General features: G+C 50.8%; 23 protein-coding genes. 6 read left to right on the top strand and 17 right to left on the bottom strand.

Translation table 11 applies throughout. From position 1 onward, the window contains the following. The first annotated feature begins 380 nt into the window (after positions 1–380). From AC56LY_RS23950 to AC56LY_RS23940, 3 genes are all read left to right on the top strand, one after another. Positions 381–716, top strand: a complete 336-nt coding sequence (locus AC56LY_RS23950) for an antitoxin VbhA family protein (RefSeq protein ID WP_499583619.1) — start codon at positions 381–383, stop codon at positions 714–716. 4 nt (positions 717–720) lie between these two features. Continuing rightward, positions 721–1680: a Fic family protein gene (locus AC56LY_RS23945; RefSeq protein WP_499583618.1), complete on the top strand. Its 960-nt coding sequence runs from the start codon at positions 721–723 to the stop codon at positions 1678–1680. A 63-nt stretch (positions 1681–1743) separates the two neighbouring features. Beyond that, complete coding sequence (locus tag AC56LY_RS23940) at positions 1744–2955, top strand: hypothetical protein (protein WP_499583617.1); 1212 nt, start codon at positions 1744–1746, stop codon at positions 2953–2955. Positions 2956–3038: 83 nt separating this feature from the next. Here AC56LY_RS23940 and AC56LY_RS23935 read toward each other — a convergent pair whose 3' ends face one another. From AC56LY_RS23935 to AC56LY_RS23855, 17 genes are all read right to left on the bottom strand, one after another. Beyond that, positions 3039–3512 carry a DUF2726 domain-containing protein gene (locus AC56LY_RS23935; RefSeq protein WP_499583616.1) on the bottom strand — a complete coding sequence of 158 codons (474 nt, stop codon included), beginning with the start codon at positions 3510–3512 and terminating at the stop codon, positions 3039–3041. Positions 3513–3531: 19 nt separating this feature from the next. Continuing rightward, entirely contained in the window at positions 3532–3810 is a 279-nt protein-coding gene (locus tag AC56LY_RS23930; protein WP_499583615.1) for a hypothetical protein, read from the bottom strand. A gap of 84 nt (positions 3811–3894) precedes the next feature. After that, positions 3895–6354, bottom strand: a complete 2460-nt coding sequence (locus tag AC56LY_RS23925) for a DNA topoisomerase (protein ID WP_499583614.1) — start codon at positions 6352–6354, stop codon at positions 3895–3897. A gap of 139 nt (positions 6355–6493) precedes the next feature. Further along, entirely contained in the window at positions 6494–7882 is a 1389-nt protein-coding gene (locus AC56LY_RS23920) for an LPD7 domain-containing protein (protein ID WP_499583613.1), read from the bottom strand. Between the two features lie 13 nt (positions 7883–7895). After that, a complete protein-coding gene (locus AC56LY_RS23915; RefSeq protein WP_499583612.1) occupies positions 7896–9773 on the bottom strand; it encodes a type IV secretory system conjugative DNA transfer family protein in 1878 nt (625 codons plus the stop codon). A 63-nt stretch (positions 9774–9836) separates the two neighbouring features. Continuing rightward, positions 9837–10889, bottom strand: coding sequence for a P-type DNA transfer ATPase VirB11 (gene virB11, locus AC56LY_RS23910; RefSeq protein WP_499583611.1), 1053 nt, complete (start codon positions 10887–10889; stop codon positions 9837–9839). Beyond that, a complete protein-coding gene (locus AC56LY_RS23905) occupies positions 10870–12150 on the bottom strand; it encodes a TrbI/VirB10 family protein (protein ID WP_499583610.1) in 1281 nt (426 codons plus the stop codon). The genes virB11 and AC56LY_RS23905 overlap by 20 nt, the downstream gene beginning before the upstream one ends. Then, positions 12147–12971 (bottom strand): TrbG/VirB9 family P-type conjugative transfer protein, encoded by an 825-nt coding sequence (locus AC56LY_RS23900; RefSeq protein ID WP_499583609.1) that lies wholly within the window; start codon positions 12969–12971, stop codon positions 12147–12149. The genes AC56LY_RS23905 and AC56LY_RS23900 overlap by 4 nt, the downstream gene beginning before the upstream one ends. Beyond that, positions 12968–13750: a VirB8 family type IV secretion system protein gene (locus tag AC56LY_RS23895; protein WP_499583608.1), complete on the bottom strand. Its 783-nt coding sequence runs from the start codon at positions 13748–13750 to the stop codon at positions 12968–12970. Before AC56LY_RS23895 ends, AC56LY_RS23900 begins: the two co-directional genes overlap by 4 nt. Before the next feature lie 140 nt (positions 13751–13890). After that, entirely contained in the window at positions 13891–14826 is a 936-nt protein-coding gene (locus AC56LY_RS23890) for a TrbL/VirB6 family protein (protein WP_499583607.1), read from the bottom strand. A gap of 15 nt (positions 14827–14841) precedes the next feature. After that, positions 14842–14976 carry a hypothetical protein gene (locus AC56LY_RS23885; protein WP_499583606.1) on the bottom strand — a complete coding sequence of 45 codons (135 nt, stop codon included), beginning with the start codon at positions 14974–14976 and terminating at the stop codon, positions 14842–14844. Continuing rightward, positions 14973–15629 (bottom strand): P-type DNA transfer protein VirB5, encoded by a 657-nt coding sequence (virB5, locus tag AC56LY_RS23880; RefSeq protein ID WP_499583605.1) that lies wholly within the window; start codon positions 15627–15629, stop codon positions 14973–14975. The genes AC56LY_RS23885 and virB5 overlap by 4 nt, the downstream gene beginning before the upstream one ends. A 50-nt stretch (positions 15630–15679) precedes the next feature. Beyond that, entirely contained in the window at positions 15680–18079 is a 2400-nt protein-coding gene (locus tag AC56LY_RS23875; RefSeq protein WP_499583604.1) for a VirB4 family type IV secretion/conjugal transfer ATPase, read from the bottom strand. Next, positions 18039–18404 carry a VirB3 family type IV secretion system protein gene (locus AC56LY_RS23870; RefSeq protein WP_499583603.1) on the bottom strand — a complete coding sequence of 122 codons (366 nt, stop codon included), beginning with the start codon at positions 18402–18404 and terminating at the stop codon, positions 18039–18041. The genes AC56LY_RS23875 and AC56LY_RS23870 overlap by 41 nt, the downstream gene beginning before the upstream one ends. After that, positions 18404–18694: a hypothetical protein gene (locus tag AC56LY_RS23865; protein WP_499583602.1), complete on the bottom strand. Its 291-nt coding sequence runs from the start codon at positions 18692–18694 to the stop codon at positions 18404–18406. Before AC56LY_RS23865 ends, AC56LY_RS23870 begins: the two co-directional genes overlap by 1 nt. A 34-nt stretch (positions 18695–18728) precedes the next feature. Beyond that, positions 18729–19379 (bottom strand): lytic transglycosylase domain-containing protein, encoded by a 651-nt coding sequence (locus tag AC56LY_RS23860; RefSeq protein WP_499583601.1) that lies wholly within the window; start codon positions 19377–19379, stop codon positions 18729–18731. Positions 19380–19387: 8 nt separating this feature from the next. After that, positions 19388–19843, bottom strand: coding sequence for a hypothetical protein (locus tag AC56LY_RS23855; protein ID WP_499583600.1), 456 nt, complete (start codon positions 19841–19843; stop codon positions 19388–19390). A gap of 473 nt (positions 19844–20316) precedes the next feature. On the opposite strand from AC56LY_RS23855, the gene AC56LY_RS23850 reads away from it, so the two are divergent. Genes AC56LY_RS23850 through AC56LY_RS23840 form a run of 3 tightly spaced genes read left to right on the top strand, consistent with a single transcriptional unit; the run spans position 20317 to position 24056 of the window. Next, entirely contained in the window at positions 20317–20970 is a 654-nt protein-coding gene (locus AC56LY_RS23850) for a response regulator transcription factor (RefSeq protein ID WP_499583599.1), read from the top strand. A gap of 55 nt (positions 20971–21025) precedes the next feature. Then, positions 21026–21907 carry a CPBP family intramembrane glutamic endopeptidase gene (locus AC56LY_RS23845; protein ID WP_499583598.1) on the top strand — a complete coding sequence of 294 codons (882 nt, stop codon included), beginning with the start codon at positions 21026–21028 and terminating at the stop codon, positions 21905–21907. A gap of 10 nt (positions 21908–21917) precedes the next feature. Then, positions 21918–24056 carry a TonB-dependent receptor plug domain-containing protein gene (locus tag AC56LY_RS23840; protein ID WP_499583597.1) on the top strand — a complete coding sequence of 713 codons (2139 nt, stop codon included), beginning with the start codon at positions 21918–21920 and terminating at the stop codon, positions 24054–24056. The last annotated feature ends 37 nt before the right edge of the window (positions 24057–24093 follow it).

Here is a 24093-nt window from a genome sequence, read left to right as displayed (position 1 = left end):
CCTCTTCAACACGTACACGGCGTAAGCCGTCTTGACTATGGCTTGGCACCATATTCCCGATCCAATTTCAAAACGCATCCGCAGCCTCAGCTTGTGTCGTATGACCGCTTTTGGCCGAAAGCGGAAGTTCGTTGTCGCCAGTGTAACTGAGCAAGAAGCGATGGACTTCGCTACTTCACGCCCTGTCGTCGCAGTAATTTCCAAAACGTCGCATCTATTTCGGAAAGTCACACCATCAGTGGGCCATGAACAGGCTGCGTCTTACGCTGATATTTGTTATTTCAAAGATAGGACTAACTTTTGCGACTCGCCAATTAAGGTTTGTAACCACAATGTATATACATCGTGTTATACTTCTGTTTTAGATAAGGGGGTAGATCATGCTAAAAGACGAACAAATGATTATTAGGGTGCCTGGTGAACTCAAAGCTGAGTTCCAACAGGCCGCCGAGGTTGCTGATCGGTCGGCAGCACAGATATTGCGTGAATTTATGCGTGATTTTGTTGCCAGAAACCCAAGTCGCGCTGTTTTAAACCCGGTACGTTCTACAGTTGATGAACGAAAAGCAGCAATGAATTTTGGGCTTACATCTGTTGCGCTTGAAGGATTTGCGGTTTCGCCAGAGGCTCAAGCTCAGCAAGAACGATGGGTGCGTGGAGAAATTACCATGGAAGAATGTATCGCTGGCATAAAGCAAGCTCACCAGGGGGCATAGCGTCGTGTCGATTCCTGATGATGAGTTACGCCAGCGGTTAGAGGGCGACTTAACTAGCTCCCGCATTGCAGAGCTTAAGATCAATCCTGTAACTGGCAACTTCGACGTCGGACATCTTCGTGAGGTGAATAGAAGAATTTTCCAGGATTTGCCCTCCGTTGGCTTTTCTGAAGTCACCCCTGGAGAGTATCGAACCCCAGTTCAGACAGGAAAGGATTGGCTAAAGTGTCGCGTTCTTGACGTTACCCCTGGGCAATTCTTCGTAGCGTACTCAAAGATGGACGATGCCGCACAGCGGCGGCTCGAAAGCACGTTGGCACAGGTTCAGCCCGGCCAGCTTGCGCAGCTCGGCCCGAAAGAATTTGCTCATGCTATCGGGAAGCTTTACGCCGAACTCGATTACCTTCATCCGTTTCCAGATGGGAACAGTCGGACTTTGCGATCGTTTACTGCCCAGTTGGCGGAGAAATCTGGGTATGTCATCGAGTGGGATCGCTTCGATACTGATCCTCAAGGAAGGGATAGGCTTTACATTGCTCGCGACCTTGCGGTTAATAAAATAGCTAAGCCTGGAATCGAACATCCAAGTTCAATAATGCGTGTAGTAGGTAGCATGGATCGGCTTGAGGGAAATCGTGCTCTAGGTGACCTGCTAGCAGACGTTATCCGGCCAAGTCGTTCCGTCGACTTCGAAGCTATGGATCGTGAGCACGCATTGAAGAAACACCCTGAATTGAAAGGGGCTCATGCAACGCTTGAGGCTGCAGCCCGTTATATGGAGAGCAAAGCAGTTGACCAAGATACGGCGAAGAGTTTGCTGAAAACCATCTCGGCCAAGCTGGTTGAACGGATGAATCTTGGTGAAGTTATCCAATACGACGGTCGTGAAGTAAAGTCCGCAGAAGTAAGTAAATCGACTCAACCTATGCTGAACCCCGCAAAAGATCGTGGCATGGATCGGTGATCCAGCCAAAACTTCGAATTTATTTCGTGACTTTCTGAATCTAAAGATCGACCGACCCTTAGCATGACTCACTCTTTAAAAAATGAGAAATCAAAATTTTTTCTGAAAAACAAGTTATTTGAAGGAGTCACATCCATCAAATATGTTAATCGGCCCCTCATGACCTGGGCAACTAAATTTTCGAAGTTTAGTAGCGAGGCAATTAAATCGACCAACAAATGGGTAAGCGAGGAAGATATACTTGATATTTTTTATAAAGAGTACATTGCAAGCTTTTCGAAAGATTTCGACATAAATACCTGCAGATTACCTTTAACTGAAATATTAGGAAGCTCAGAGATCGATGATCTCTGTTTGCGAGTAGTTTCCGCGTTAGCAGAAATACCAAATGAATATGAAATTATATTTCCTACTCCCCGTTTATCTCCGATAGAATTGGGCTTTAAACCGAATGTTTCAATAAAACCTGAAGTTAAATCGAACTTTTCAGATAAAATAATTTATTGCTCTACAATTAACGTTAGATCAAACGGCTACGCCGCAACGTCAAGGAACCAGTCGGCAATCCGAGAGGCTACACTATATCTTAAAGTTTTTTTTTCGCTTGGTTTGCTTTACGATTTTTTCCGTAGGCGACAGACTTACCATCTGAATGATCTCACAGACCACATCGCAAATACAAAAATCGAGAAGATGCAATACGCGCAGATCAGAAAGATATCGTCACCGGACTCAGAACCATTACACGCTCCCCTTGGAGTCGGATTCTCAAAGCTGTTAAATGAGATATATTTTCGGAATGACATCGATAGCGTTTCTTTTAAGCTTAGTTATGATAAGTTTTTCAAGCTTTTTGAACTCATTTATGAAAAGGATGCTGATGATAATGTCAAATCTATTCGAAACGCGCTTTTTTGGTTGTTTGATGCTCAGACCGATGATGACGAAACCAGTCGATTTATAAAAACGTGCATTGGTTTGGAGGCCGCCATCTCCGAACAGATGGAAGGTGTAGGAATTACCGAACAGTTAGCCGATCGAGCAGCATTCTTACTTAGGAAAACACCAAAAGGCAGAGAAGAAACTAGAATAATGATGAGGGAGATTTATAGACTTAGGTCGAAGATTGTCCATGGGAACATTTCTGGATTATCTCATAGTGATCTACGGACTTCAGAAAACGCTTCATTAATCTTAAATTCAATAATAACTTTAGAGCTCGATGCCATATACGCTTGGTGGGGCGATTATCAAAAGAAAATTGCGGGAATATAAATGGTCTGAGCCTGTTGCTACTCAAACCAAAAGCACTATCGTCATAAGCCCCGCCATTTTTTTTGATTTCATTAAGCGACACGTCAATCTGCATCTGAGACCGTGCCCCCAATTATGGCGGCGCGCAAAGAATCGACGCTTGGCTTGCTTTTTGACTGAAACCGCACTGTAGGTATACCGCCTTGCAGCAGGCGTGCATCACGCATCTGATCCTTGCTGGCTGAGTGTGTCCTGTCGTCCAGTTCAACGACAGCGACAACTTTGCAAGTTTTGTTGCATACCACGTAGTCCACGCGCTGTTGCGCGATCCGCAAGCGATCACTATGGGCCTTCTTTCTGTCGCTGGTGGTAGCTTCAATAAGGGCCGACATGGCAACTTGGGGGAAGATGTAATGGTCAGGTAAAGCTGCTACGAGTCGTCCGAAGAATTCGGCCTCATTAGCTGTCATCAGCGAACGTGCTCTATATGCGCCGGTTTGTCCTGTGCCTTTCAACCATACTTGCGCCAGTATGATAGCCAATAGAATAATTGCTAAAAGTACAAAAACTATCTCCATGTTTTTCTCTTTTCTCTCATCAGAAGGCTCTATCTGTCGAGCGATCGCTCGGCAGCGGCGCCTTATATGGCGTTCCACGAGCCTCGTTCTGTAAAGCCACACATTGCGGCTCTTGACTACGACGCTCCTCAGGAAGCGGCCTACAAAGCTCCACTGCGCCCCGCCTTGCGTCTTTATTTCTCGCAATTTCGGCCATTTGAATCTCGACCTTTTTCGCGAAATCCTCGTTAGTATCGGCACATCCTGCAAGTAGCAGAGAGGCAAAAATCAGCGGCAAAAATTTCATAAAAGTATCCATGTTTTTGTGTTTGACGTTTCTGTGTGAGGTTTTCCGCTAGTTTCGCGGAGGCGAAACTACGTTGGCCCCGTGTCGTTGGGCATTTTACGTTGGAAGGGAAACCTTTTTCATGCCAGGCTTGAACGCTCGTGGTGGTGGAGCCAAATCCGGTACGCCGCCGCGATCTTGAAATGCGGCTTTGCACTGCGCTGTTTCGTTGCGGTAGCTCGAGCACGACCAAAAAGGTTTTTCCTTCCCAGGAACCAGTCGTAGTCTACCCGTTTCGCATTTTGGGCACGGGATCGGCGCGGCTACCAACGGTTGGCCATTGTCGTCCTTGTACGTGGCATCGCATTTTGGGTCAGCATTCCAGCGCGTGCAGTACCAGAACGGTCCGTTTGCCCCGGCTTTTTGCTTGAGTTGTCCTTCTTTGCATTTCGGGCAGGTACCATCCTGTTCGCCAGCCTCGGGAAAACTAAACTCCAGTTTATTTTTCGTCTTTGAGTACATTAAAAACGCGTCAAACACTTTGCCACTCGTCGGGCTAGTGAAACCTTTCAATAGCGGACTCTTACCGTTTTTCAGCAGGGCTGTCACTTCGACCTTGCTGATGTCCCTGCCGCAGACCTTACGGCCAATTTTAAAACCGCAATGGCAAAGGAAGTTAAATCCCTCGCTGCGTACTTCGCCCTTGCAGACCGGACAGGGAACGTCGAGCTTGAGTGCTGCATACTGCGGAGAGGCCTTCGCCTTCAACTGCAACTTCTCGGTAATGGATCGAACCATATCCGTGATTTCTGTCATGAACTGGGCCTTCGGATAAGCTCCCTTTTCCATGTTTCGAAGGCGCATTTCCCATTCCCCCGTCATGGCTGGCGAACACAGCTCATGAATCCCATGTTCGCGCAGGATTGGGACAAGATGCATCGCCTTGGGCGTGGGGTGAATTTCCTTAGCTTTGCGCTCGAAATAAGGCTTCTTGCGCTCCGTCTCTTGCATTAGGCCTTCGATGATGGCTGCACGCGTGGCGGGTGTCCCAAGCCCCTTCCCTTTCAGGGCCTCTTTCTGTTCGTCATCTTCAACGTACCGCCCTGCCCCTTCCATAGCACCAAGCAATGTGTCTTCAGTAAATCGTTTTGGAGGCTTCGTAGCGTTACCTTTACTGGAAATCGAGCTGACGTCGGGCGTTTCACCATCTGCGACGTAGGCCAGTTCGTTGTCGCCGCCAGCTTCACGGCCGCTCACTTCGAGCCAGCCAGGATCAACCAGCACCGTACCGTTCGACTTAAACGTGTGGTTGCTCACGACAGTTTCGCGGACGGTTTTTTTAAAGAGCGCTGCCGGATAGAACGCGCCGATAAAGCGCCTGGCTACCAGGTCATAAATCTTCATCTCATCAGCGCTGATTGCAACCGGCTGCAGCCCTGTTGGTATGATCGCAAAGTGATCGGAGATTTTGCTGTTGTCGAAAATCCGTTTCGTGAGCTTTACATATCCATTGGCCAGCGCCTTCTTGGCCAGCGGCGCAAAAACACCTTCAAATGTCCCGAAGACGTTAACGACCGTGTCCAGGTAATCTTCCGGCAGAACTGTTGCGTCCGTCCGTGGATAGGTAAGAACCTTATGCGTTTCATATAACGACTGTGCGAATCCCAGTGTTTGGGACGCTGTGAAGCCGAATTTGCGGTTTGCTTCGCGTTGCAATGTAGTTAGGTCGAAAAGCTTAGGGGGCGGCTTGGGGTCGTCCTGAGAGTGGTCTACGACCGACTGCACTGGCTTATCAACGCATGCTTCCAGCACCGCTGTCGCACGTACCGTATCGAAAAGCCGGTCTGGTTTAGCGTCGTCGTCATCGTTTTTTATGAATGCGGGATCGATCCATTTGCCGTTGTATTCACCGACAGCGACAGCGAACGTGGCAACGACCTCCCAATATGGGCGTGGAACGAAATTCAGTATCTCGTTCTCGCGATCAGCCACGATGGTAACAACTGGCGTTTGCACCCTGCCCGCCGTCACCATGTCTCGTGAGTCGTACATAATGTTGTTGAACCAGGTCAAGCAACGACTACCATTGATTCCCATCAGCCAGTCGGATTCAGAGCGGCAAACTGCTGCATCGTATAGATTGTCGAATGCCGCACCTTCTTTCAGATCAACATATCCGGCCTTGATCGCATCGGGCGTCATCGACTGTAGCCACATTCGCTTGATAGGCTTTTTCGTACCCGAGTGGGAGTAGATATAGCGGAAGATCAGTTCACCCTCTCGACCTGCATCGCAACAGTTAATGAGGGCCGCAACATCGCGCCGCGCAATCAATGATTCTACGAGCGCGAGCCGGTCGGCGCTCGTTTCAATTGGTACAAGCTCGAAGTGCGTTGGAATGACGGGGATTCCAACATCCTGACCTGGAGGACACTGCAGCCCAAGGAGGTGGCCGACAGCGCCGACGACTATCATGTCGTCACGCTCGAAGAACCCACCCGTTTTTTTGAAGTTACCGAGTGCGTTTGCGATGTCAGCTGCTACAGACGACTTTTCTGCAATGATAAGATTTTTCACGGTGTTCCTTGAGTAAGCTGACTAGTGACGTGAGTTCGGCGCCGGCGCAGTAGTGATGTCAGCATGCCTTACGGAACCTCGATGACGTTGTACCCGCGCCAACCGCATCGAACGGCACCAAGGTTTCGCGGAGGCGAAATTAACGGCTGCGTTCCATTACAGGAGCTGGCGCAGGAGCGGGTCGGTCAACGGCACGTTCGGTAACTTTAGGGGTAGGAATTTTAAGCGTTCCGTCTCTTACGGCTGTCGTCATTTTGGCGATTGCGTCAAGGCGACTATGCTCGGGCAACTTTGCAAGCTGCTTTTCCATCAACTTGGTAGCAACGTCAACGCGCATCTGTTCGTCCTTTGTCAGCGTGCGCTCCGCTGGTTTTGAACTGGATGCTTCTTTAACGTGGGATGGTTCGGGAGCCTGGCCCTTGGGCAGCTCGACGCCCACTTTCGGCAACGTCGGTTTTGGGTCGTCCGAAAACTTCACTGGACCGGCCGCAGGCTTGGCATCGAGCTTGGCGGTCACATCGGCAAGACCTTGCACTTGCGCACGAAACTTCGGATCGTCAACGGCTGGTTGGTTGACACCCACAATTTCGTTGGTTTTCTCAGGGCTGGACGGAGCGGCGACTTCCTTGCCCGCTAAGCCACGTTCGACCATCACCTTGCCCAACTGTTCCTTGTCTCGCTCTGTTGGCTGATAGCCTTTTGTTTCGATTCCGCGTGACTGTGCTTCAAGCCAAGCAATTTGCTTAAAGTTGTCAGTGCCTTTCAGTTCCAACGCACCCCAATTTTTCGCCGAAGCTACTTCGACCATGTGTGCGATAACTTTCGGGTCTTCGACAGGTGTTGACAGCTTCTTTCCATGGTCTTCGAACCGTAACGCATCAGAAGCCTTGTCGTGAAATTTCCCGTCTTTCACTTTGTATTCACTAGCTACTGTCTCCGGCAATGTGTAGCCGATTTTATCCATCACAGCTTTCGTCGCGGTGAACGGTTCCGCTACATCTTTTGCTTTAGGCTCCTTGCCCTCCACGCGCTCAGAAGGCTCTCCAGCAGGCTTATTAGGTTGGCTCGGTACATCACGAGTGGATGTTCCATCTAACCCCTTGGCCGGGTCTTTAGACGTCTCTGGACCCGCTGGCGTCGGTATTGGCCGTGAGGGTTCTTTCGTAGCTCGCTCATCGAACGCTTTTGTGTCCAAGGGCAGCTTGGCGTAAAAGCTGGCCAGCACAACCTCACCGGCACCTTTAACCAACGTGTCTCCTGGACCCGTAGGCCGGATCTCGCGACCGACATCTACTTCGCGGTTAAGGTTACTCTTGGCGTGAACGACGTTTGGATTGTCCTTTTCGTTCACTAGAATGTCTTTGCCCTTATCGTAGAACCTCTCAGCTTGCTTCATAGCCTGTTGAAAGTCTTTGGTTTCGTGTTGGAGGGCGTATCCGTTACCCTCTCTTACAAATACTCGCAATGTCGGGCCGTCTTGTTGCGGATTTTTCTTTTCTGGATTGGCGGCTGATTCAATAGTATTCATGTGGTTCTCCAAGTTAAGCAGCTAGTGAAATTTCTTGATCCATATCGGACGTTGCAAAGCCTGCGAAATCCATGCCGATGGCATCACAGACGGCTTTTAAGATTTCGGCCTTGTTGACGATGTCATCTACATCTAGGGTTTCCATCTCGTTGACAGTCAGCGCACGGGTCCGGTGTTGTGCTCGGACAATCGTTAGGTTTGGCACAACTGGTGGCGTCAAGTTGAGGCGGTCGGTGAAGGCATCGTCCTCATATGAAATCACCTTGTCCGCAAAGATCGGCTTGCATCCTTCGACGGAAATAATGATTTTTTTAAAGCCGATTTCTTTGATTTCTTGTGGGAGCATCAGTGCGCGACGCTGATCGCTATCGTTGTGTGAGTGGCCAGCCTTGCCACCACTAACGCTACGGCCCTTTGAACGGCTTTTGACGGTCTGATAGCCCAACGTTTCAGAATACTCTTTCGCCTCCTCATTCTCCTTGGGCTGAAATAGAATATTCATGGCGCAGTTTGTCATCAACGTTTGCGCGCCCTCTGGTCCATAGCCGTCTTCGCGACCGGAAATCTGACCTTTGTTCTGGAAGATTAGCAACAAGCGCATGTTATAACCAGCCATGTAGGCAATCGCCTTTTGGATAATTTTCAGTTTTCCCACAGATGTGAACTCGTTGAAAATGACGAGACATTGATACTTCAAACTCGGGTCGTCTTGCGGTAGCGTTTTGGTATTCTCGTTCAGAAGGATCGAATAGAAGATATTTGCCAGCACCGAGTAAGTGACCAAGTCTTCGGCGGTCATACCAAAGTAAATGGTCATTTTTTTACGTCGGATATCACGCAGGTCAAAATCATCGCTGGACGTAGCAGCAGCGATCAGAGGCGAGCGGAAGATTTTGAGGGGGGCGATAAACGTGCTCAAAATGTTGGCGCGGACCTGATCCGTGTTGACGGCAAAACTACGCAATGCATCAACGCATTCGACGCTCAAACGCGGTAGTACGCTCTCACGCTCTTCCCTAGAACTAATGGTGGCCTCGATCCATTTGTCTAGGCTTTCCCCAGTGGCAGGCGTGCTCAATCCAAGCATATTTGCCATGGTTACTGTTTCAGTTGGCGTTTCCATCATGTATAACGCCAGTCCCAGGAACAGTACTTGCGCGTTATCGTTCCAGAACGCATCTTTGCCGCCCGATGGATACCACATGCTGGCTTGGCTTTGAATGTCACCAATACGATAATCATATTCTCTGCGAATATATGACATCGGATTGAAGCAATGCGAAGTCTTATCTGGATGATTTGGCGCGAAGAGATAAACTTCCTGGCCATGTTTTGCGCGAAAACCAGCAGTGAGCTTGTAGCTTTCCAGCTTGATATCGTGATTAACGATCGAGTCTGGATAGGACAGGAGATTCGGGGTAACGATACCGATATCTTTTCCGCTCCGAGTCGGCGCTTTAACACTTATGAATTGTTGGCCTGGAAAAGTCAAAAATTTGTCATCTAACTTTCCCACAATGACGCCAGGCCATTTCGCTTTATCATCGCCAAATAACCCTACTTGTCGCACTTCGGCTTTTGTAGCGAACCTTGCGCTGCCATGAAGCTCAGGCTTTTTACCAGTCAAAGCGCTCACGAGAACCATTACGAGAGGTATTAAGGGCAGAGCTACAGCGGCGGCCCATCCGATCATTAGTGAGAATTTCACCGCCCGTATATGGCTGTATGATTTCCAATAATCGATCAAAGTGTAGATAGTGACTGAGTCGGATGGAATTTTTTCAAGATCGGCAAATAGACGCCCTCCCGCGTACTGACCCGCAACAGCTAGGGCACAGATGAAGACAACTGCAATTGCAGCTACCACAACCTTTTTGTATGGCTTAGTCATTGTTTGCTCTTTGTAGGATTGACGAACCGAGATTTCGCGGAGGCGAAATTTTAGGATGCATGCTTAAACGTTTTCACCACGCATCAGTTTTGCTTTGCGGACCGGGTCATAGTAGAGTTGTGACATTTTGGTCCGCGAAAACTGGATCATTACGTCAATCGAAGTCGTTACTTCCCGGACGATATAGCTCCATTCAAGCGTTTGCCCAATCTCGGATTGTTTCACCAGGGTGGCAATACGCTGGTATGCCGACAATGGATTGTTCGAGTGAGTCGTCGTTAGCGAACCGGGATGCCCTGTATTTAGTGCGGCAATGTAATCCCATGCCTCATCGCCGCGGAGCTCGGTCAAGAAGATGCGGTCCGGTTTCATACGCATACAGTTTTTCAACTGCTCTTTTGGCGTAACAAAGTCGCCATACATGAGGTGGACTTTGTTCCAGTGAAGAGGCAATGACAGTTCGTGTACATCTTCAATGGTGATGATGCGTGTATTTGCAGCAACCATATCGGCCAAAGCCTTCATAAACGTCGTCTTACCGCTACCTGTCCCGCCTGACATACAAATGTTTAACTTGTTCTCAATGCATAGTTCAAAAAAGCGTTTCATATCTCGCGCTTCTTTCGCCTGAAGCATCTCCAGCTCGAACTCTTCAAGGTGAATATCGCGTGGTACGTCGGTGAACACACTCACATCGCGGAACTGCGTTAGGCGACCTGAATTAATGTAGTCGTCGAGCGAATAACGTTCGTTGCTGGCGATTCGGAATGTCAGGGCAACTGTCCCCGGCAGGCAGGCAGGGGTGATCACTACTTGGCCGCGTTGACCATCGGGCAATCGGACTTGTTTGATGGGGCTATTCATGTTCAAGCCCGTGCCGCCTTGATAAATCGCGGCAGCATTGGCCAATTCGGTCAGAAGTCGCAGAGTGGCTTCCGGCGCATCGTGTTCCGTCCAGCCATCAGGCGTTTCGGTCATGATTTTGCCGGGCTGATTTACGCACACCTCCGTCACGCCTTCGCGGTCAAGATGGGCTTGAATACCAGACTGTTTCAGCTTCGACCTGAGCGTAATGCTCTTATCGAACACATCGTGTTTAATGGCGGACGAGTTCATATACCCCCCTGAAATCAATGTCACGCATAACGAAGATGTTGATGACATCGCCCTGACGCCCGTAGCCGGTAGGCGGGATGTTGATCGTGCTTTCAAGCGTTCTGCTGGCCAGGTCCTGCCCTGCCCGCGAACTGGTAGTCAATTGGATGGACCCGCCGCCGTCACTTGCCTTGTTGGACAAGGCTTGGCCAAAGTCACTAATCAGGCTAAGCAAGACGGCGCCGCCGAAGCGCTGCATTAGATGATTGTCTACATATACCGGTTGGCCGCTGGCACCTAGGGAGTCTGTCCCGAATGAATTGATGTCTACGACGACACCGCTTGGCGTTTCAATACGTGACCAGAGAACAGGCACAAAAGCCTGGCCAGGGACCAGACTGTCCCGCAGCTCGCCAAATGCCTCGCTGCCGCGCTCGATCAGTTTTACTGCCCCATTGGACGACCACACATCTTTTGCGATGGTGCAACCGACACCGCCAGGATTTGTCGTGACGATTCGCGTTTTCTGCGTACATTCGATTGAAGTACCCCGCCGTAGAAGCATGTTCAAGTCGGGCCGCTGCACTGCTACTCCGGCCACCAAGTTCGATGGCTTAAGTCTGTCGTCAAGGCCACCGCGTCCGGTTTGCGCGCTTGTATTCATGAAGCCGCCTGCGGGAGGCGCATCATTTTCGGCATTACCTAATCCCGGCGAGGCCAGCTGCCCGGTTCCACTGCTTGCCCCGCTGCCTCCATTACCACTCGTGACCAGGATATCGCCACTCATACGGCGTTCGGCAAGCGTTGGGACCTTTGCAGCCGCTGTGGTCGTTGCACCGCCATGTCCACCACCAGCAGTCTGGCCAGGCTGCGCTTGTCCCTGTACAGGTATCGCACCAGCTGGAACAGCCATCGAGCCGCTTGGAGCACCCGCTTGCGCTTGTGCGACCGGATCAACTTCGGCTGCTGCAGGTGCCGGCATGGCCGCCATTTCCTCGGCCTTGATACGTTTTTTAGTAGCCTCGAAATCCCGATTGACCACTTGGACGGCCGCAGCCGGTTTCTCTTTGGCCTGTTCCGCTGCTTGGACTTTCTTGCTTTCCTCAAGACGGCCCAGGAATAGAACAGATCCGCCCGCAATTGCGACTACCCCAACCATTAACGCAGCAGCGATTCCCATCCGCGAAAGATTGTTTTTTTTCTTGCTGGAATTAAGTTTGGGGATGTCACGGTCAACCTGGACGTCATCGTTTTCGACGGAGTTTTCGTTGGAAGTATTCATTGGTCACCTCGTGGTAAGCGAACAGCATTTGGCACGGATGTGCCGCTCACGTTGAGCTTGCCGTCAGGGTTAAAGCCGTCATTGCGAATAGCAAGAACAGAGCTGCCGTAGCGGAGAATGAACTTGGCCGCTGTCTCGTGAACGACCATCATTCCGGTGTCACTTTCCATATGGAAGTTGGTCAGTGCTTCTTTTCCGTCCGGCAAGACTTTGTAAGCGACGGGAAGCGCACGCGTAGAACCAAACCGCATGAACGTAAAGTTGCCGTCATCCGAAATTGATGACGGCGCCAGGACGGTATCGCCCTGCATCATGTAATTCGCATTGTTCTTTAATGTGACGTTGCCTCCGCCGGCGACTCTAGCTACGCATTCAGCCGTCGCTGCACTTTTCTGACTTGCAGCCAGTGCAGCTTTTGCGCGGGTATCTGGATAGTCGAAGCGCACTATCAGCGTCGGGGTAATGAACGATTTTTTTGGCACCGACAGGATTTCAAACGCGTAGCTGCGTTTGTTTGTAACGATGAGAAGCTTGGTGTCAGGCTTTGATGCCGCAGGCTTCAACATAATATTGCTGCCACGTGGCCCGATCTTCCATGCTTCTTTGTCTCCAATACCAATCATGGCCTTGTTGGAATCACCTTCCTCGACCGTTTCGCCTTCCTCGAACTGGATGAGCGTGGGATTGCCGATCGCGGTGTAAATCTGCACAACTTTGTTTGGATCGTAGGTAACAGTCCTGATACGAGGATCATCACCAGGTGCAGCGCTGGCAGTTGAAACGGTCACAAACAGCACGCTTGCCATCAATGGGGTTTTCATGGCGTTGCCCCTTCGACTTTCGCTGGAACCGTTGCTGTGACCGATGATGTTTTCGTGATGTCGCGTGCCGCTTGGTAGCTTGTGGCTTTCCAACCTGCGACATTGATGCCGCGGTCACGGTCGTCCATCGGCTGGTCTTCGTATTTAAAAGTGATGGTCGATATGAAGTATTCGACGACCGGCTTTGCAAAAGGATCGACCAGGTTGATCGTTTTGCGGCTCCATGAAACCAAGGCCGTGTCACCGACCCAGGAAATTGTTCCTGGTGTAGGTATGACGCGGAATTTATCCTTGAGCACGACGACTGGAGCATTTGGGTTGTTCTCGCCGTTGAAAGCTGCGTAAAGCTGCCCTTCTGTTGGCGTCGACATCAACATAGTGCAGTTGAAATGATCTTGGATCGTTTCCCAATCGTAGGACTCGCGGCAAGTAATGTACTTGCGCAGATAGGACACATCGGTTGCCCTACCATAGGTGACTTTGGCATCCGAAAGCGTTTTCAGCCAAGTGATGTCGCCATTGTCGTGAACTTGCATAATCCCTGGCGGATTCGGTTTGTTGTAAAAGGCGTTGATGCCGCTGACAATAACCGTGACGCCGACTAAGACCATGGCTCCGGTGAAGCATCGCCAAGCAAGCTTTTTCGACTTGACCATGTCGTCAAACTTGCTCGACTCGAATTCCATGGCTTGTTTCATGTAGAAATCGCCCAGCTGGTCTGGCGTCATGTCTGCTACGTCTTTTTTGCTGCTTACGATCTTTTGTACGGTAGATTTCATCGCTTATTCCTTTACAGTGGCCGGTTTGTTTACTAGCATCCAAGGGCCGGTCGGCTGGACTGGTTCAGGCGGCGTCGTACTGCAAGCGGCCAATGCTGCCGACAGTGCTATACCCAAAATTAGTTTTTTCATGTTCGTTCTCACTTTCTTTGTTCTGAGGCCATCGACCCGCCTGAGTTCTCTGGTTGGCCCTTCATGTCGCCACCGCCAGCAGGTGGCTTTTCAATACCGCCTTTTCCACCCCCTCCGAATGAAGGGAGCGAAGGCAGTTTTCTAACCATGCTTGATATGCCAACCCCACCGGCCAGTGCGGACGCAAGACTAGGCAGATTCAACGAAACGAAGACCATCACGGCGCTGATAAGGTTTACTTTAATGATCGAAGAGAAAGACAGATCCTTCGGCACATAAGAGCTAACCATTGCAATTTCGATTTGCGCAGCAAACGAGAACAGCATCAGTAAGAATGCATAATTCAAGAGTTGGCCGGTCCACGACTTAAACAATTCACGGGTTGCAGGAAACAATGCCGATGCAATAAATAGCGGGCCGATTGCTATCAGAATGCCCATGGCAAGCTTGGCCAGGATGATGTATGCGATGGCAACAACCATGAAGGCTCCGGCAAAGACGGACACTCCAGTTATCGCCAGAACCGCAAATAAGGTCTGCTTGATCCCATCTGCTTCGGCATACAGGGCGAGAAAAGCGTCTAAGAAATTGTTCACCATGCCATCGAGTGCTGATGCAGACTCAAACTTTGTGCCAACCGTTCCGGCTAAATCTTCGCCAAGACCATTGATGAATGGGACAACGTGTTCCGTGTACATCGTCGCATTTAAGCCCAGCGAAATCACGACGCACCAACCAATCATTCTGTTCAGGAAATCTAAGATGTATTCATCGTTATCGCCACGCATGTACGAGAACGCAATAAGCATCACGTAGACGCCAAAGCCTGCAGCAAACAGTGGCGAAATCAGCGCAATCATGTTCGTGGTGCCGTTCTGCAAGACCGCGATAACTTGCGCATCAAAGAACGTGTAAATGTCGTGAAACGGTGTTATGGCTGCCATGGTTTCGACCTTTGCTTACTTTGCGAATTTGGCGTCAAAGGTCTTGTCACGTTGATGTGCCACGTCCTTTTCTTCGCGATCCGTCGCCATATAGCCAACGACCGAAATGAGCAACATCACAATGATGACGATGCGAATGTTTTTCATCATTTGGCAAACTTCTCATCGAATTCACGAGCACGTTGTGCGTCCGCTAACTTTGCTTCGGCCAATTGCAACTGCGCTGCGAGGTTCAGCCTGATTTGCTCGTTTTGGATCATTGCGTTCTCAGCCGCAATGCGGTTTTGTAGGTCCGAAGCAGCTTTCATATCTTGCGTGGCGTCTGCTTGCACCATCAGCGCGTTGATGTTGTTTAAGCGTGCTTGAGTTTGGTCATAGGACCGCATAGCCATGGCCTTGTTCGCTACAAGAATTTCTGCCTGACGCCGACGCCCTCCCACAGCATTAGGATTGAATCCTTCCGAGCTGTAGATGCCGCTTGCAACAGTGCTGATACCTGACAAATTTCCACGCTTTACCTTGTCGTAGATTCCAGCCCATTGCTCCGGCAGGTAAGTGCGCAGCGCGGGATTGTTGTTGATCTGACCTAGTCCACGTGAGCCAGTCATTGAGTCATACTGCGACTTCATCTGGCTAATCTGGCCAGTCATTTGTTGATACTGGCTAGCCCACTGTTTCATGATGGCGACCTGATTGAGCGTGTCAGGAACAGAAGCTGTGATCGACACGGGAATTTGCGCTTGTACGCTGGAGCCGACAAAAAATGCGACGGCGGCAGTAATGGTCTTGATAGTAGTTTTCATAATTGCTCCAAGAGATTTTTCGCGGAGGCGAAAATTAGGAAAGCGAACCGCTACTCGATATCGCTGGTGATTTTTGGTCGTTTGCCTTTGCGGCGCGATTGGAAGATAGGCATCCACACATCCGGGTCCGCGCCTACTTCGGCAACAATCTCGTTGAAGATGGCTACGTTTTCTGTATTTCCCGACAGGACTGAAATTTCGTCGTCCATGCCATAAAGATCGAGCTTGGCGAAGCAGCTCTGGTTGCCCTGTTTAATGAGGAACATGCGTGAGTCAAGCGCTAGTTCGCGCAGCGCCTCAAACTCTTTAAGCGTCAGTCCGCAGCGCTGGTAACTAGCGAATTCTGCTGATGGATTCGGCAAAAATATTTTTGTCGGCGTCTGGTCGCGGATGGCTGCGAAGATTGGTGAATCGATAGCGTCTTCGGGCGATTGCGAATCGAGTACTAAGTGTTCGTCGCGTTTCCGGCCTGTCTTGAGCACATCAAACATCATCTTGTAAGTACTCGGATACTTAGCCGGAATATGAAATTCGGAAACGACCGTCGTGAGTAAGCCGCCCTTTTCCTGCATGAGTGATTTCAGATGAAACAGGTAGGCCAATATGGGTTCGGTCGGCTGATAGTTGTCGACGAGAAAGTCGGAGACATCGAAGCCGACGCGCATTTCTGTAACGACGCCGATGTTGTTTCCGACGTTATCAAGCGCCCAAGAATATTCACCGTCACGGCTTTCGCACCACTTCGCCAGGCGCTGCGCCAGGCAATTGCCGCCAACGTCGGTAATGTTTTCAAGCAGACGACTAAAGCGACGGTATTCGTGCGGCAAATCGAGAACAGCATCAACCGCTGCTTTGATTTCGTTCCCTTCTTCCGCAGTGATGGAGCCGTCAACATTCTTGCCGCAGGTTTTGACGAGCCCGTACAGGAACTGACGCGTCTTGGGCGTGTCCGGCAACTGAAACGGGGCCAAGCCGGTTCGCTCTCCTGCTTTGAGCGAGTAATACACGCCGCCTAGCGCGGCGATGAAAATCTTCAAGCCTTCGTCTTTGTCCAAAGCGAATATCTTGGCGTCAAAGCGCTCTAGAAACCCGATCGTTACTGTTTGGAGGGTCGTTTTGCCTGCACCTGTTGCACCGAGAATCAGGCAGCTACCAGCAATCTTCTCACCCTGATTGTCTTCATCTTTTTTTGAGTGATGAAAGTTGAAGCTGTATAGCGATGAAGCGGCTGTCTGCAACGGAACCAGAGCCGAGCCATCCCCGACCGGATTGCCTTCTGCTTTACCAGTTGAGTAGTTGTGCATGCCGAACGAAGCAGCCAGATTTCGGCTGGCTTTCATCATCGGACGTGGTTTTACCTTCGAGCCGGGGACGTGGCTTTGAAACGTGAATTTGGCTGACTGGTTCGCACGAACAAAGCGCGTACCGCACTCGCCCAGGAACGTGCCGACTACCAGGGTCCCTAAGTCGTTTGCTTCACGCACCGAATCACCGAAAACGGTTAATGCCGCGTGATACTCACCGAAGGCAAGCTCTCCTGACGCGATGTAACCCATTGCCTGTTGAAGCTCTGCAGTTTGATGGTTTGCAGCATCACCTACGGCTTCGAGGTTGTTGATTTGCTTCTTAATCGTCTGTTGCTGGTCATAGATGCCCATACACAGAAAGCTTTGTGTCAACGTAAATTCTGCCGGCAACGCGAGGATAGGATCAAACTTTCCCCAAGACGTTTCATCTGGATAATCTTTAAGATCGTAGTTCGTCGCAAAGCGCGTGACGCCTTCGCCACGGATCTCAAGGGTTTCATATCCAAAATGTAGCCACGAGCTGGGTATCGATTCGGCTGCAGGACAACCAAGCACCGCCTGTTTTTCCCAAAACCCGTTGACCAGGAAGCCCAAGAACTCGTAGGTTTTGGAAAACATCACGTCGTTTTCCACATACGTTTCGAGGTATTCGGGGTCATAGGAGCTCAGGGCTTTGACCAGCTGGTTACCAACGTCCTCCAGCTCGGCGGCACCTTCCTTGATGTCGTCGTGCTTGAGGATTACGGTAATGTAGAAGTCATTCGCCAGATACTTGCCGGTGTTAAATCGACGCAAGTACTTTTCTGAAAACTGACGCATGAACGACGACTTGAACGCGAACTGGCTTGCGAACGTGACCCGCTTGCGGTTTAGCGTCGTCCAGATAGACAGGCGCCGTCCTTTGTCTTTTGCAAGCCCAGCGATAAGGCGATTACGCGCATTGAAGCGATTGACGATAATTGCGTCGTCCATTGACTCGAACGGCATCCCAGCCAGTTTGATTACGAGCATTGCCCTGCCATCCTCGTAGTTCACAACACGCGGTGTAATGTGTCTACGCAACCTTGGAAGCTGCGACTCAATGGCTGGCAAGCTGCGCAGTTCACTTTCCGTCAGGGAGTTTGAAGTAACGTTTGTAGACATGGTTTCTCCGACCGTATTGCATAGGTGACAGGGTGTAGGTATTGCCGTAGTGCCGACTGCCACGCCGCGTCAGGCGACACCACAGTTCGAGGAAGGTAATCCGCAACGCTTGGTCGTCGGTTTCGCTGATTTTCTTGATATAGAAGAAGATAGGAATGCCAATTCCAGCGAAGAGGATGCCGCCGATACCAAACATCAAGGCACCGGCAAATCCAACGACCAGGCAGATTAAGAGGATCACGACCCCGGCCAGCAGAGGGACGCCACGGATCATGGCGACCCGTGACAGGCCGTTGTAGGAGGAATATTGATCCTTGTCGGCCATTACGCGCTCGTTCCCCAAATGCCCCACAAGAAGGTAACGAGGGCTGGAGTACCACCCATCAGTGCGACCTTGCCGCACGCGTGGCCGACATCAACCCAGGTTTGCTTGCCGCCGTATGCCTGCAGAATCTGGAACAACAGGTAGATCACCGAAACGATGGCGAGAAATCCGTAAATCCAGTTCTTGAAGTTGGTTGCCTCTGCAGTACCGGAGGCAAGACCTGCCGCCAAGGCGAAATTGGCCAGGAAATACGATGAACCGACGAGCAGTGCTGGCAGAAATTTTTTCATTTTTAAACCTAAAAAGTTGATTGTTTTGAAGGGGTTAGAACTCGTTAAAAACATCCCATGTCGGTTTCTTGACATGAGCTTGCTGCTGAGGTGCTGCTTGATTTTCTCCTTCGCGAAAATCGGTTTCGTTAATAACTGCCGCCTGTGGCAAGCGCGAAGTGTTTGGCCTGACGGCCTTAGAAATGACACGAATAGCTAGACCGGGCTGGGGTATTAAACTAGTGGGTAAAGCGGCAATAACCTTGTCGGCATAGCTTGGCTTGCCGCCGATCCTGCGTTGGCCAGTCGAGAAATTTCCGCTGTTGTAGCAAGAGAGCGCTGCGCGAGTAACAGCTGGACCGCTGGTAAAACGGGCCGCTGCCCTTTTGTGACAATCGTCATAGATAGCTGACCCGACCGCGGCGTTTCTGCTTGGATCGAAGACAGACTCCAGGTCAAGGGCGTATTTGGGCAGGTTCGCCTTGTTGATCTGGCGGCAACCTAGGTCATAATTCCAACCTGCCGCGTGCAACGCGACAACCGTTGCTACTGCTTCGGCTTTATTACGGGGCTGACGCACTAATGCGCCGCCAACCACGCCGATTGCGTAGGGATTAAACGCTGATTCGACCGACGTAATCGCCTGAGCGATTGGCGTTCGCGCATGACGCAGACATTCGTTATCGAGTGCGATGTAGTCGGCCATTGCGTCACCTAGTTCATTAGCTGGTCGTTAGCTGGTGATCCATCTGCACCAGAAAGCCGCACCGGTTGATTGCTACCACCCTCGGTGAACGTACTGCCCTCGGACCAGTACACGCGTGTGTATGGCTGGTTAGACACCTTGACGTCGATTACTCCTTGATATTGGCAAAACGCTTTTTTCCCCACGTAGTAACGAAATTGGGCCGGGCATGTACGCCCGCTCAACATCACGTTTCGTGCTGAATTTCCCTGTGATGCACCAGAGTTCATGTTGCACGTCGGGAAAGCACGCCCCTTGGCCAAGTTTTTGAAGAGTTTTTTGATTGGCGGCACACATTGGGAAACTGCAGTGGCACCTGCTGGGTTCGACAAGCAAAGCACCACCTCGCACGCCCAAGTGTCGGCGTGCGCTACCAGTGGAGCTATTCCAAGAACCGCAGCTGCAATAAATTTGGCACTTTTCATGGTTCGCCTCTCTCAGGAACGAATTTAACGTTTGAAATCATTTTACATAAAAACAAAACAAAATGCGATTTTGTTTTTCAAAACTTGTTTTTGTGTCGTTCTTGCACGCTTTGTGTTGCCTCTACTCCACTGCTGCTCTGACGAAGCACCGTCAAAATTTCCAATTTAGGAAAAAATTGCGGGAAGTCCACGTAAAATACTCTTCCGTGCGCCGCAATATTAGTTCAGTTCAACCGCACATTCCATATGTATTTTTGGAAACGTTTTCTTCTGAAAACGAATGTTTTTTTATAACATCCTGGGCTAGCTAGGGATGTGTCCCGAGAGCCTGTCGCTTAGGACACTGGAGATTGATGCGAAATAGTTAGCTTCGTAAGGCAAGAAGAAAATAAAATGCCAGACATGGCAAAACGTGAGCCGGCATAGGTACATCAGCCGGTCAAAAAACGGAATTTGAAATAACTAGGAAATGTATGAGTGACAAGACCATGACACCCATCCGGGTGTTGCTTGCGGATGACCATCCCATCGTGATGCAGGGATTTGCCCTATCACTAGCGAGCATGGCGATCGACGTCGTCGGGCAAGTAACCTCTCCATCCGAAGCCATTGAAAGCTACGAGGCATTGCGACCGGACGTTGTGATGATGGACTTACGCTTCGGAGAGAAGTTAACTGGACTTGATGCGGCGAAAGCGATTCTGGCGCGCCACCCTGGTGCGAACATCCTGTTTTTGAGTCAGTTCGATCAGGATGCGCTAATCAAGCAGACATACAGCATCGGCGGACGGGGTTTCCTAACCAAGGACATCAGTGCATCCGATCTCGCCCAGGCTGTCACCGATGCAAACAGCGGAGAAAGCTACTTCATGGCGCGGATAGCCAAGCGATTGGCGAGCCTGTCGGTAAAAGGCGACCAGTCTCCGGCCGCGTTGCTCGATACAAGGGAATTCGAGATATTTCTCCTGACAGCTAAAGGCCGCACGAATCAGGAAATGGCAGATCAGCTCGGGCTATCTCAAAAAACGATTAGCAATGTGACACATTCTCTGAAAGAAAAGTTGGGAACCAACAGGGGAGCCGATTTGACCCTGCTGGCGGTCAAGTACGGGTACATCGAGCCATGATTTTCGCGGGGGCGAAAATGCGGGTTGCCTTCGCTGTCAGGATTGGAGCACACAGATGATGACCATGACGGCTCCGATAAGCCTCACATACGGCCTTCTAGCAATGTCCATTGTCGCCCTATGGCTTCCCCCTGTTCGCATCACTGGGCGCACGACCGTACCTGCTTGGGCAGTGTTTTTCATTTCGGCCTGTGCTGCAGGGGCACTCAACAATTTGGTATCGTTGTTTGGCATCGCAAGCTTGTCTTTATTCGTCGCGTTAGCCTACTTGACGAAGCATGCTAAAAACAGATTCGTGCGTGTGGCCCTGCTACTGCTTACTGGCTGGATGACTCTGGCGCTCTCGATGCACAAGTTCCCAGGGTTTGCGAACCCGGCCATCGTCAGCGATATGTTAATTAGCCAGGGCGCGCCGCCGTTCACTCATCACCTGAATTTCGATACAACCGCTGCTGGCATCATCCTGTTTGCGTTTTTCTGCACTCCTGCGCGTAACCGTGAAGACTGGATGGGCGTATGGAAGCAATACCCGATAATAGTTGGCACGCCAGTGATTGTTCTACTGCTTGGTGTTGCTTTGAGTTACGTCAGTTTTGATCCAAAAATCGTAGCCTATACTCCGATTTATTTGCTGTGCAACCTGCTGTTCACATGCGTCACCGAAGAAGCGTTCTTCCGGGGATTTATGCAACACCAGCTCACGGTCGGCCTACGCAATCGGAAATACGGGCAATACGCTGCGATGGCAATCGCGGCTGTCCTGTTTGGCGTAGCGCATGTCAAAGGCGGTCCAATGCTGGTCGGTTTTGCGACTCTTGCTGGCTTCGGCTACGGCTATGCATACCTACGCAGCCAGCGCATCGAAGCATCTATTCTTACTCACTTTACGTTGAACGCCGTTCACTTCTTGGCGCTCACCTATCCTCGCCTCTTTTAACGCATTACACATGAAAAAATTTCCTCGCTACTTAATGACCAGCGTCATTTCAATGACCGCGCTCCAGGCTCATGGCCAAAGCTCTGATTTTGACATCATCGATACAAATAACGTCGTACTTACTCCAACCCGGCTAAAGCAGCCGATCTCAGAAGTACCAGGGAGCGTAACGGTCATCACCGCTGATATGCTGGCGAGTTACGGGATCAACTCAATCCCGGAAGCGCTTAGGTTAGTGCCTGGTATGGCAGTGACACGAACTTCTGGTGGTGAGTACACGATTAACTATCATGGTAGTAACGCGGTTGCACCGCGACGGATGAATGTTCTAATCGACGGAATGTCCGTCTACCGCTCAGCATTCGCCCAGGTCGATTGGACTATGCTTCCGGTTGCCATTGACGATATCGAGCGCATTGAAGTGACACGAGGGCCGAACAGCGCGTCATACGGGCCTAATTCAATGCTGGCGATCATTAACATCATCACCAAACACCCTAACGAATCGGCCGGAACGACATTGAGTGGATCTGTCGGCACACGTAATTCCCGCACTGCAACCGTCCGTCATGGCGGGACAATAGGCCCGTCGACAAATTACTGGGTTACTTTTGATCGTCGTGAGTCATCTGGGTTTGAACAGGTCAGAGGATATGGTTTTACGTTGGCCGGAGTGGATATGCACCACGATGACCAAGAACGCAATTTGCTCAGCTTCCGTTCGTCTACTGAGCTTGGCAAAGACGAGAACCTTGAATTTCGATTGTCTGCCCTGAATGGTCAGCAGGAAAATCCGCTGATCGACGAATATACGCGGTCTTATCCTGACGTCGGGTTGCAGGAACGGGACGTTGGCGTGACCTGGCGTAAAAATCTGTCGGCTGCCCACGAGCTGCAAGTGACCGCATACGCATCGCGACATACAAATAAGCAAAGCTGGGTAGAGTGCCTTCCGACCCTTGGCTACCTGCCTGAGCTGGCTCCCCTGTGGCGTGCAAATCCTGACTATGTTCTCGCCATCATTGCTGGGAGAACGCCTTCCGGCGGCACCGCACGAGATAATGCTCTTGCCTTGGCTGCGCTGCGCGCAGCGCGCGCGCTTGGAGCCAAAGCACTTGTTCCAGCGTGCGGTATCACCGATCAAAATTATGTCGAGAACAGAGCAGACATAGAAGTCCAAACAACCAGTGTGCTATCCGACAATCTGCGCTTGGTTGCCGGTATCGGGGGCCGGCGAGACACTGCGGAGAGCGCGACATACCTTGGAGGGAAGGTTACGAACACCACCTGGCGTGTCTTCACCAACGCCGAATACCGTCCGCTGCCGTCCGTTGTCGTCAACGCAGGCGGATTTTTCGAAAAGGATAATCTGACTGGTACGTCTTTCTCTCCGCGAGCCGCCATCAATAAGCACTTGGACTCAAACCACACCGTCCGCTTCGTGCTTTCACGTGCGAACCGCATGCCAGGGATCATCGAGCAACGGGCCGATTGGTCATACCGCACAACCGGTCTAAACCCAGCACTTCTTGGTGTAACCGAAGCGAATTTTGCCCAGACGGCGCAGGCGCCGGGTAACTTGGATGCTGAAAAAAACACCTCTAAGGAGATTGGCTACACAGGCAATTTTCCAGATCGTGGACTCATGGTCGATGCCAAGCTTTTCGATGACCGATTGACGAGCTTAATTTCGGAACGACTCACGCTGGCCAGGTTCAAGCCGACCAACTCGAACGCGCTTCGCCTTCGGGGCGCGGAGGTCCAACTTGACTATGCCCCGTCTCCGAAATGGAACGTCCATGCAGGCTACACCTACCTCGATGCAGATGCCACCACGCCAATTGAACTGACTCAGTACGCACGCAATACTGGTTTGATAGCCGTATCGCACCTGTTACCGAGCGACTTACGTGTCTCATTGGCCGCTTACCAAAATCAAGGGTCCGGTTACGGTAACAGCCCGTATGGCAAACAGGACTTAACCCTGTCGAAACAGTGGCGCGTCGGCGGCAGTACTGTCACACCATCGTTCACAATTACTCACCTGAATGAAGCGGAAGTGACGTCTTTTTACGACGTAGACAAATCTGTCACAAACCGGATCGGTTCAAGCATGCAATATCGCGTTAACATAAAGGTAGCTCTTTGATAGGTCGCGCTACACGTACCGGGAAAAACGGTCGAGT

This window comes from Telluria sp. ZT3P25, assembly GCF_059685895.1.
The sequence above is the reverse complement of the archived record's forward strand: the minus strand, read 5'-3'. Positions and strand labels throughout refer to the sequence as shown.

Excerpts from the sequence above, each read along its gene's own strand:
- AC56LY_RS23950 (WP_499583619.1), top strand. The coding sequence starts at position 381 with ATGCTAAAAGACGAACAAATGATTATTAGGGTGCCTGGTGAACTCAAA.
- AC56LY_RS23940 (WP_499583617.1), top strand. The coding sequence starts at position 1,744 with ATGACTCACTCTTTAAAAAATGAGAAATCAAAATTTTTTCTGAAAAAC.
- AC56LY_RS23935 (WP_499583616.1), bottom strand. The coding sequence starts at position 3,512 with ATGGAGATAGTTTTTGTACTTTTAGCAATTATTCTATTGGCTATCATA.
- AC56LY_RS23930 (WP_499583615.1), bottom strand. The coding sequence starts at position 3,810 with ATGGATACTTTTATGAAATTTTTGCCGCTGATTTTTGCCTCTCTGCTA.
- AC56LY_RS23920 (WP_499583613.1), bottom strand. The coding sequence starts at position 7,882 with ATGAATACTATTGAATCAGCCGCCAATCCAGAAAAGAAAAATCCGCAA.
- AC56LY_RS23915 (WP_499583612.1), bottom strand. The coding sequence starts at position 9,773 with ATGACTAAGCCATACAAAAAGGTTGTGGTAGCTGCAATTGCAGTTGTC.
- virB11 (WP_499583611.1), bottom strand. The coding sequence starts at position 10,889 with ATGAACTCGTCCGCCATTAAACACGATGTGTTCGATAAGAGCATTACG.
- AC56LY_RS23905 (WP_499583610.1), bottom strand. The coding sequence starts at position 12,150 with ATGAATACTTCCAACGAAAACTCCGTCGAAAACGATGACGTCCAGGTT.
- AC56LY_RS23900 (WP_499583609.1), bottom strand. The coding sequence starts at position 12,971 with ATGAAAACCCCATTGATGGCAAGCGTGCTGTTTGTGACCGTTTCAACT.
- AC56LY_RS23895 (WP_499583608.1), bottom strand. The coding sequence starts at position 13,750 with ATGAAATCTACCGTACAAAAGATCGTAAGCAGCAAAAAAGACGTAGCA.
- AC56LY_RS23890 (WP_499583607.1), bottom strand. The coding sequence starts at position 14,826 with ATGGCAGCCATAACACCGTTTCACGACATTTACACGTTCTTTGATGCG.
- AC56LY_RS23885 (WP_499583606.1), bottom strand. The coding sequence starts at position 14,976 with ATGATGAAAAACATTCGCATCGTCATCATTGTGATGTTGCTCATTTCG.
- virB5 (WP_499583605.1), bottom strand. The coding sequence starts at position 15,629 with ATGAAAACTACTATCAAGACCATTACTGCCGCCGTCGCATTTTTTGTC.
- AC56LY_RS23875 (WP_499583604.1), bottom strand. The coding sequence starts at position 18,079 with ATGTCTACAAACGTTACTTCAAACTCCCTGACGGAAAGTGAACTGCGC.
- AC56LY_RS23870 (WP_499583603.1), bottom strand. The coding sequence starts at position 18,404 with ATGGCCGACAAGGATCAATATTCCTCCTACAACGGCCTGTCACGGGTC.
- AC56LY_RS23865 (WP_499583602.1), bottom strand. The coding sequence starts at position 18,694 with ATGAAAAAATTTCTGCCAGCACTGCTCGTCGGTTCATCGTATTTCCTG.
- AC56LY_RS23860 (WP_499583601.1), bottom strand. The coding sequence starts at position 19,379 with ATGGCCGACTACATCGCACTCGATAACGAATGTCTGCGTCATGCGCGA.
- AC56LY_RS23855 (WP_499583600.1), bottom strand. The coding sequence starts at position 19,843 with ATGAAAAGTGCCAAATTTATTGCAGCTGCGGTTCTTGGAATAGCTCCA.
- AC56LY_RS23850 (WP_499583599.1), top strand. The coding sequence starts at position 20,317 with ATGAGTGACAAGACCATGACACCCATCCGGGTGTTGCTTGCGGATGAC.
- AC56LY_RS23845 (WP_499583598.1), top strand. The coding sequence starts at position 21,026 with ATGATGACCATGACGGCTCCGATAAGCCTCACATACGGCCTTCTAGCA.
- AC56LY_RS23840 (WP_499583597.1), top strand. The coding sequence starts at position 21,918 with ATGAAAAAATTTCCTCGCTACTTAATGACCAGCGTCATTTCAATGACC.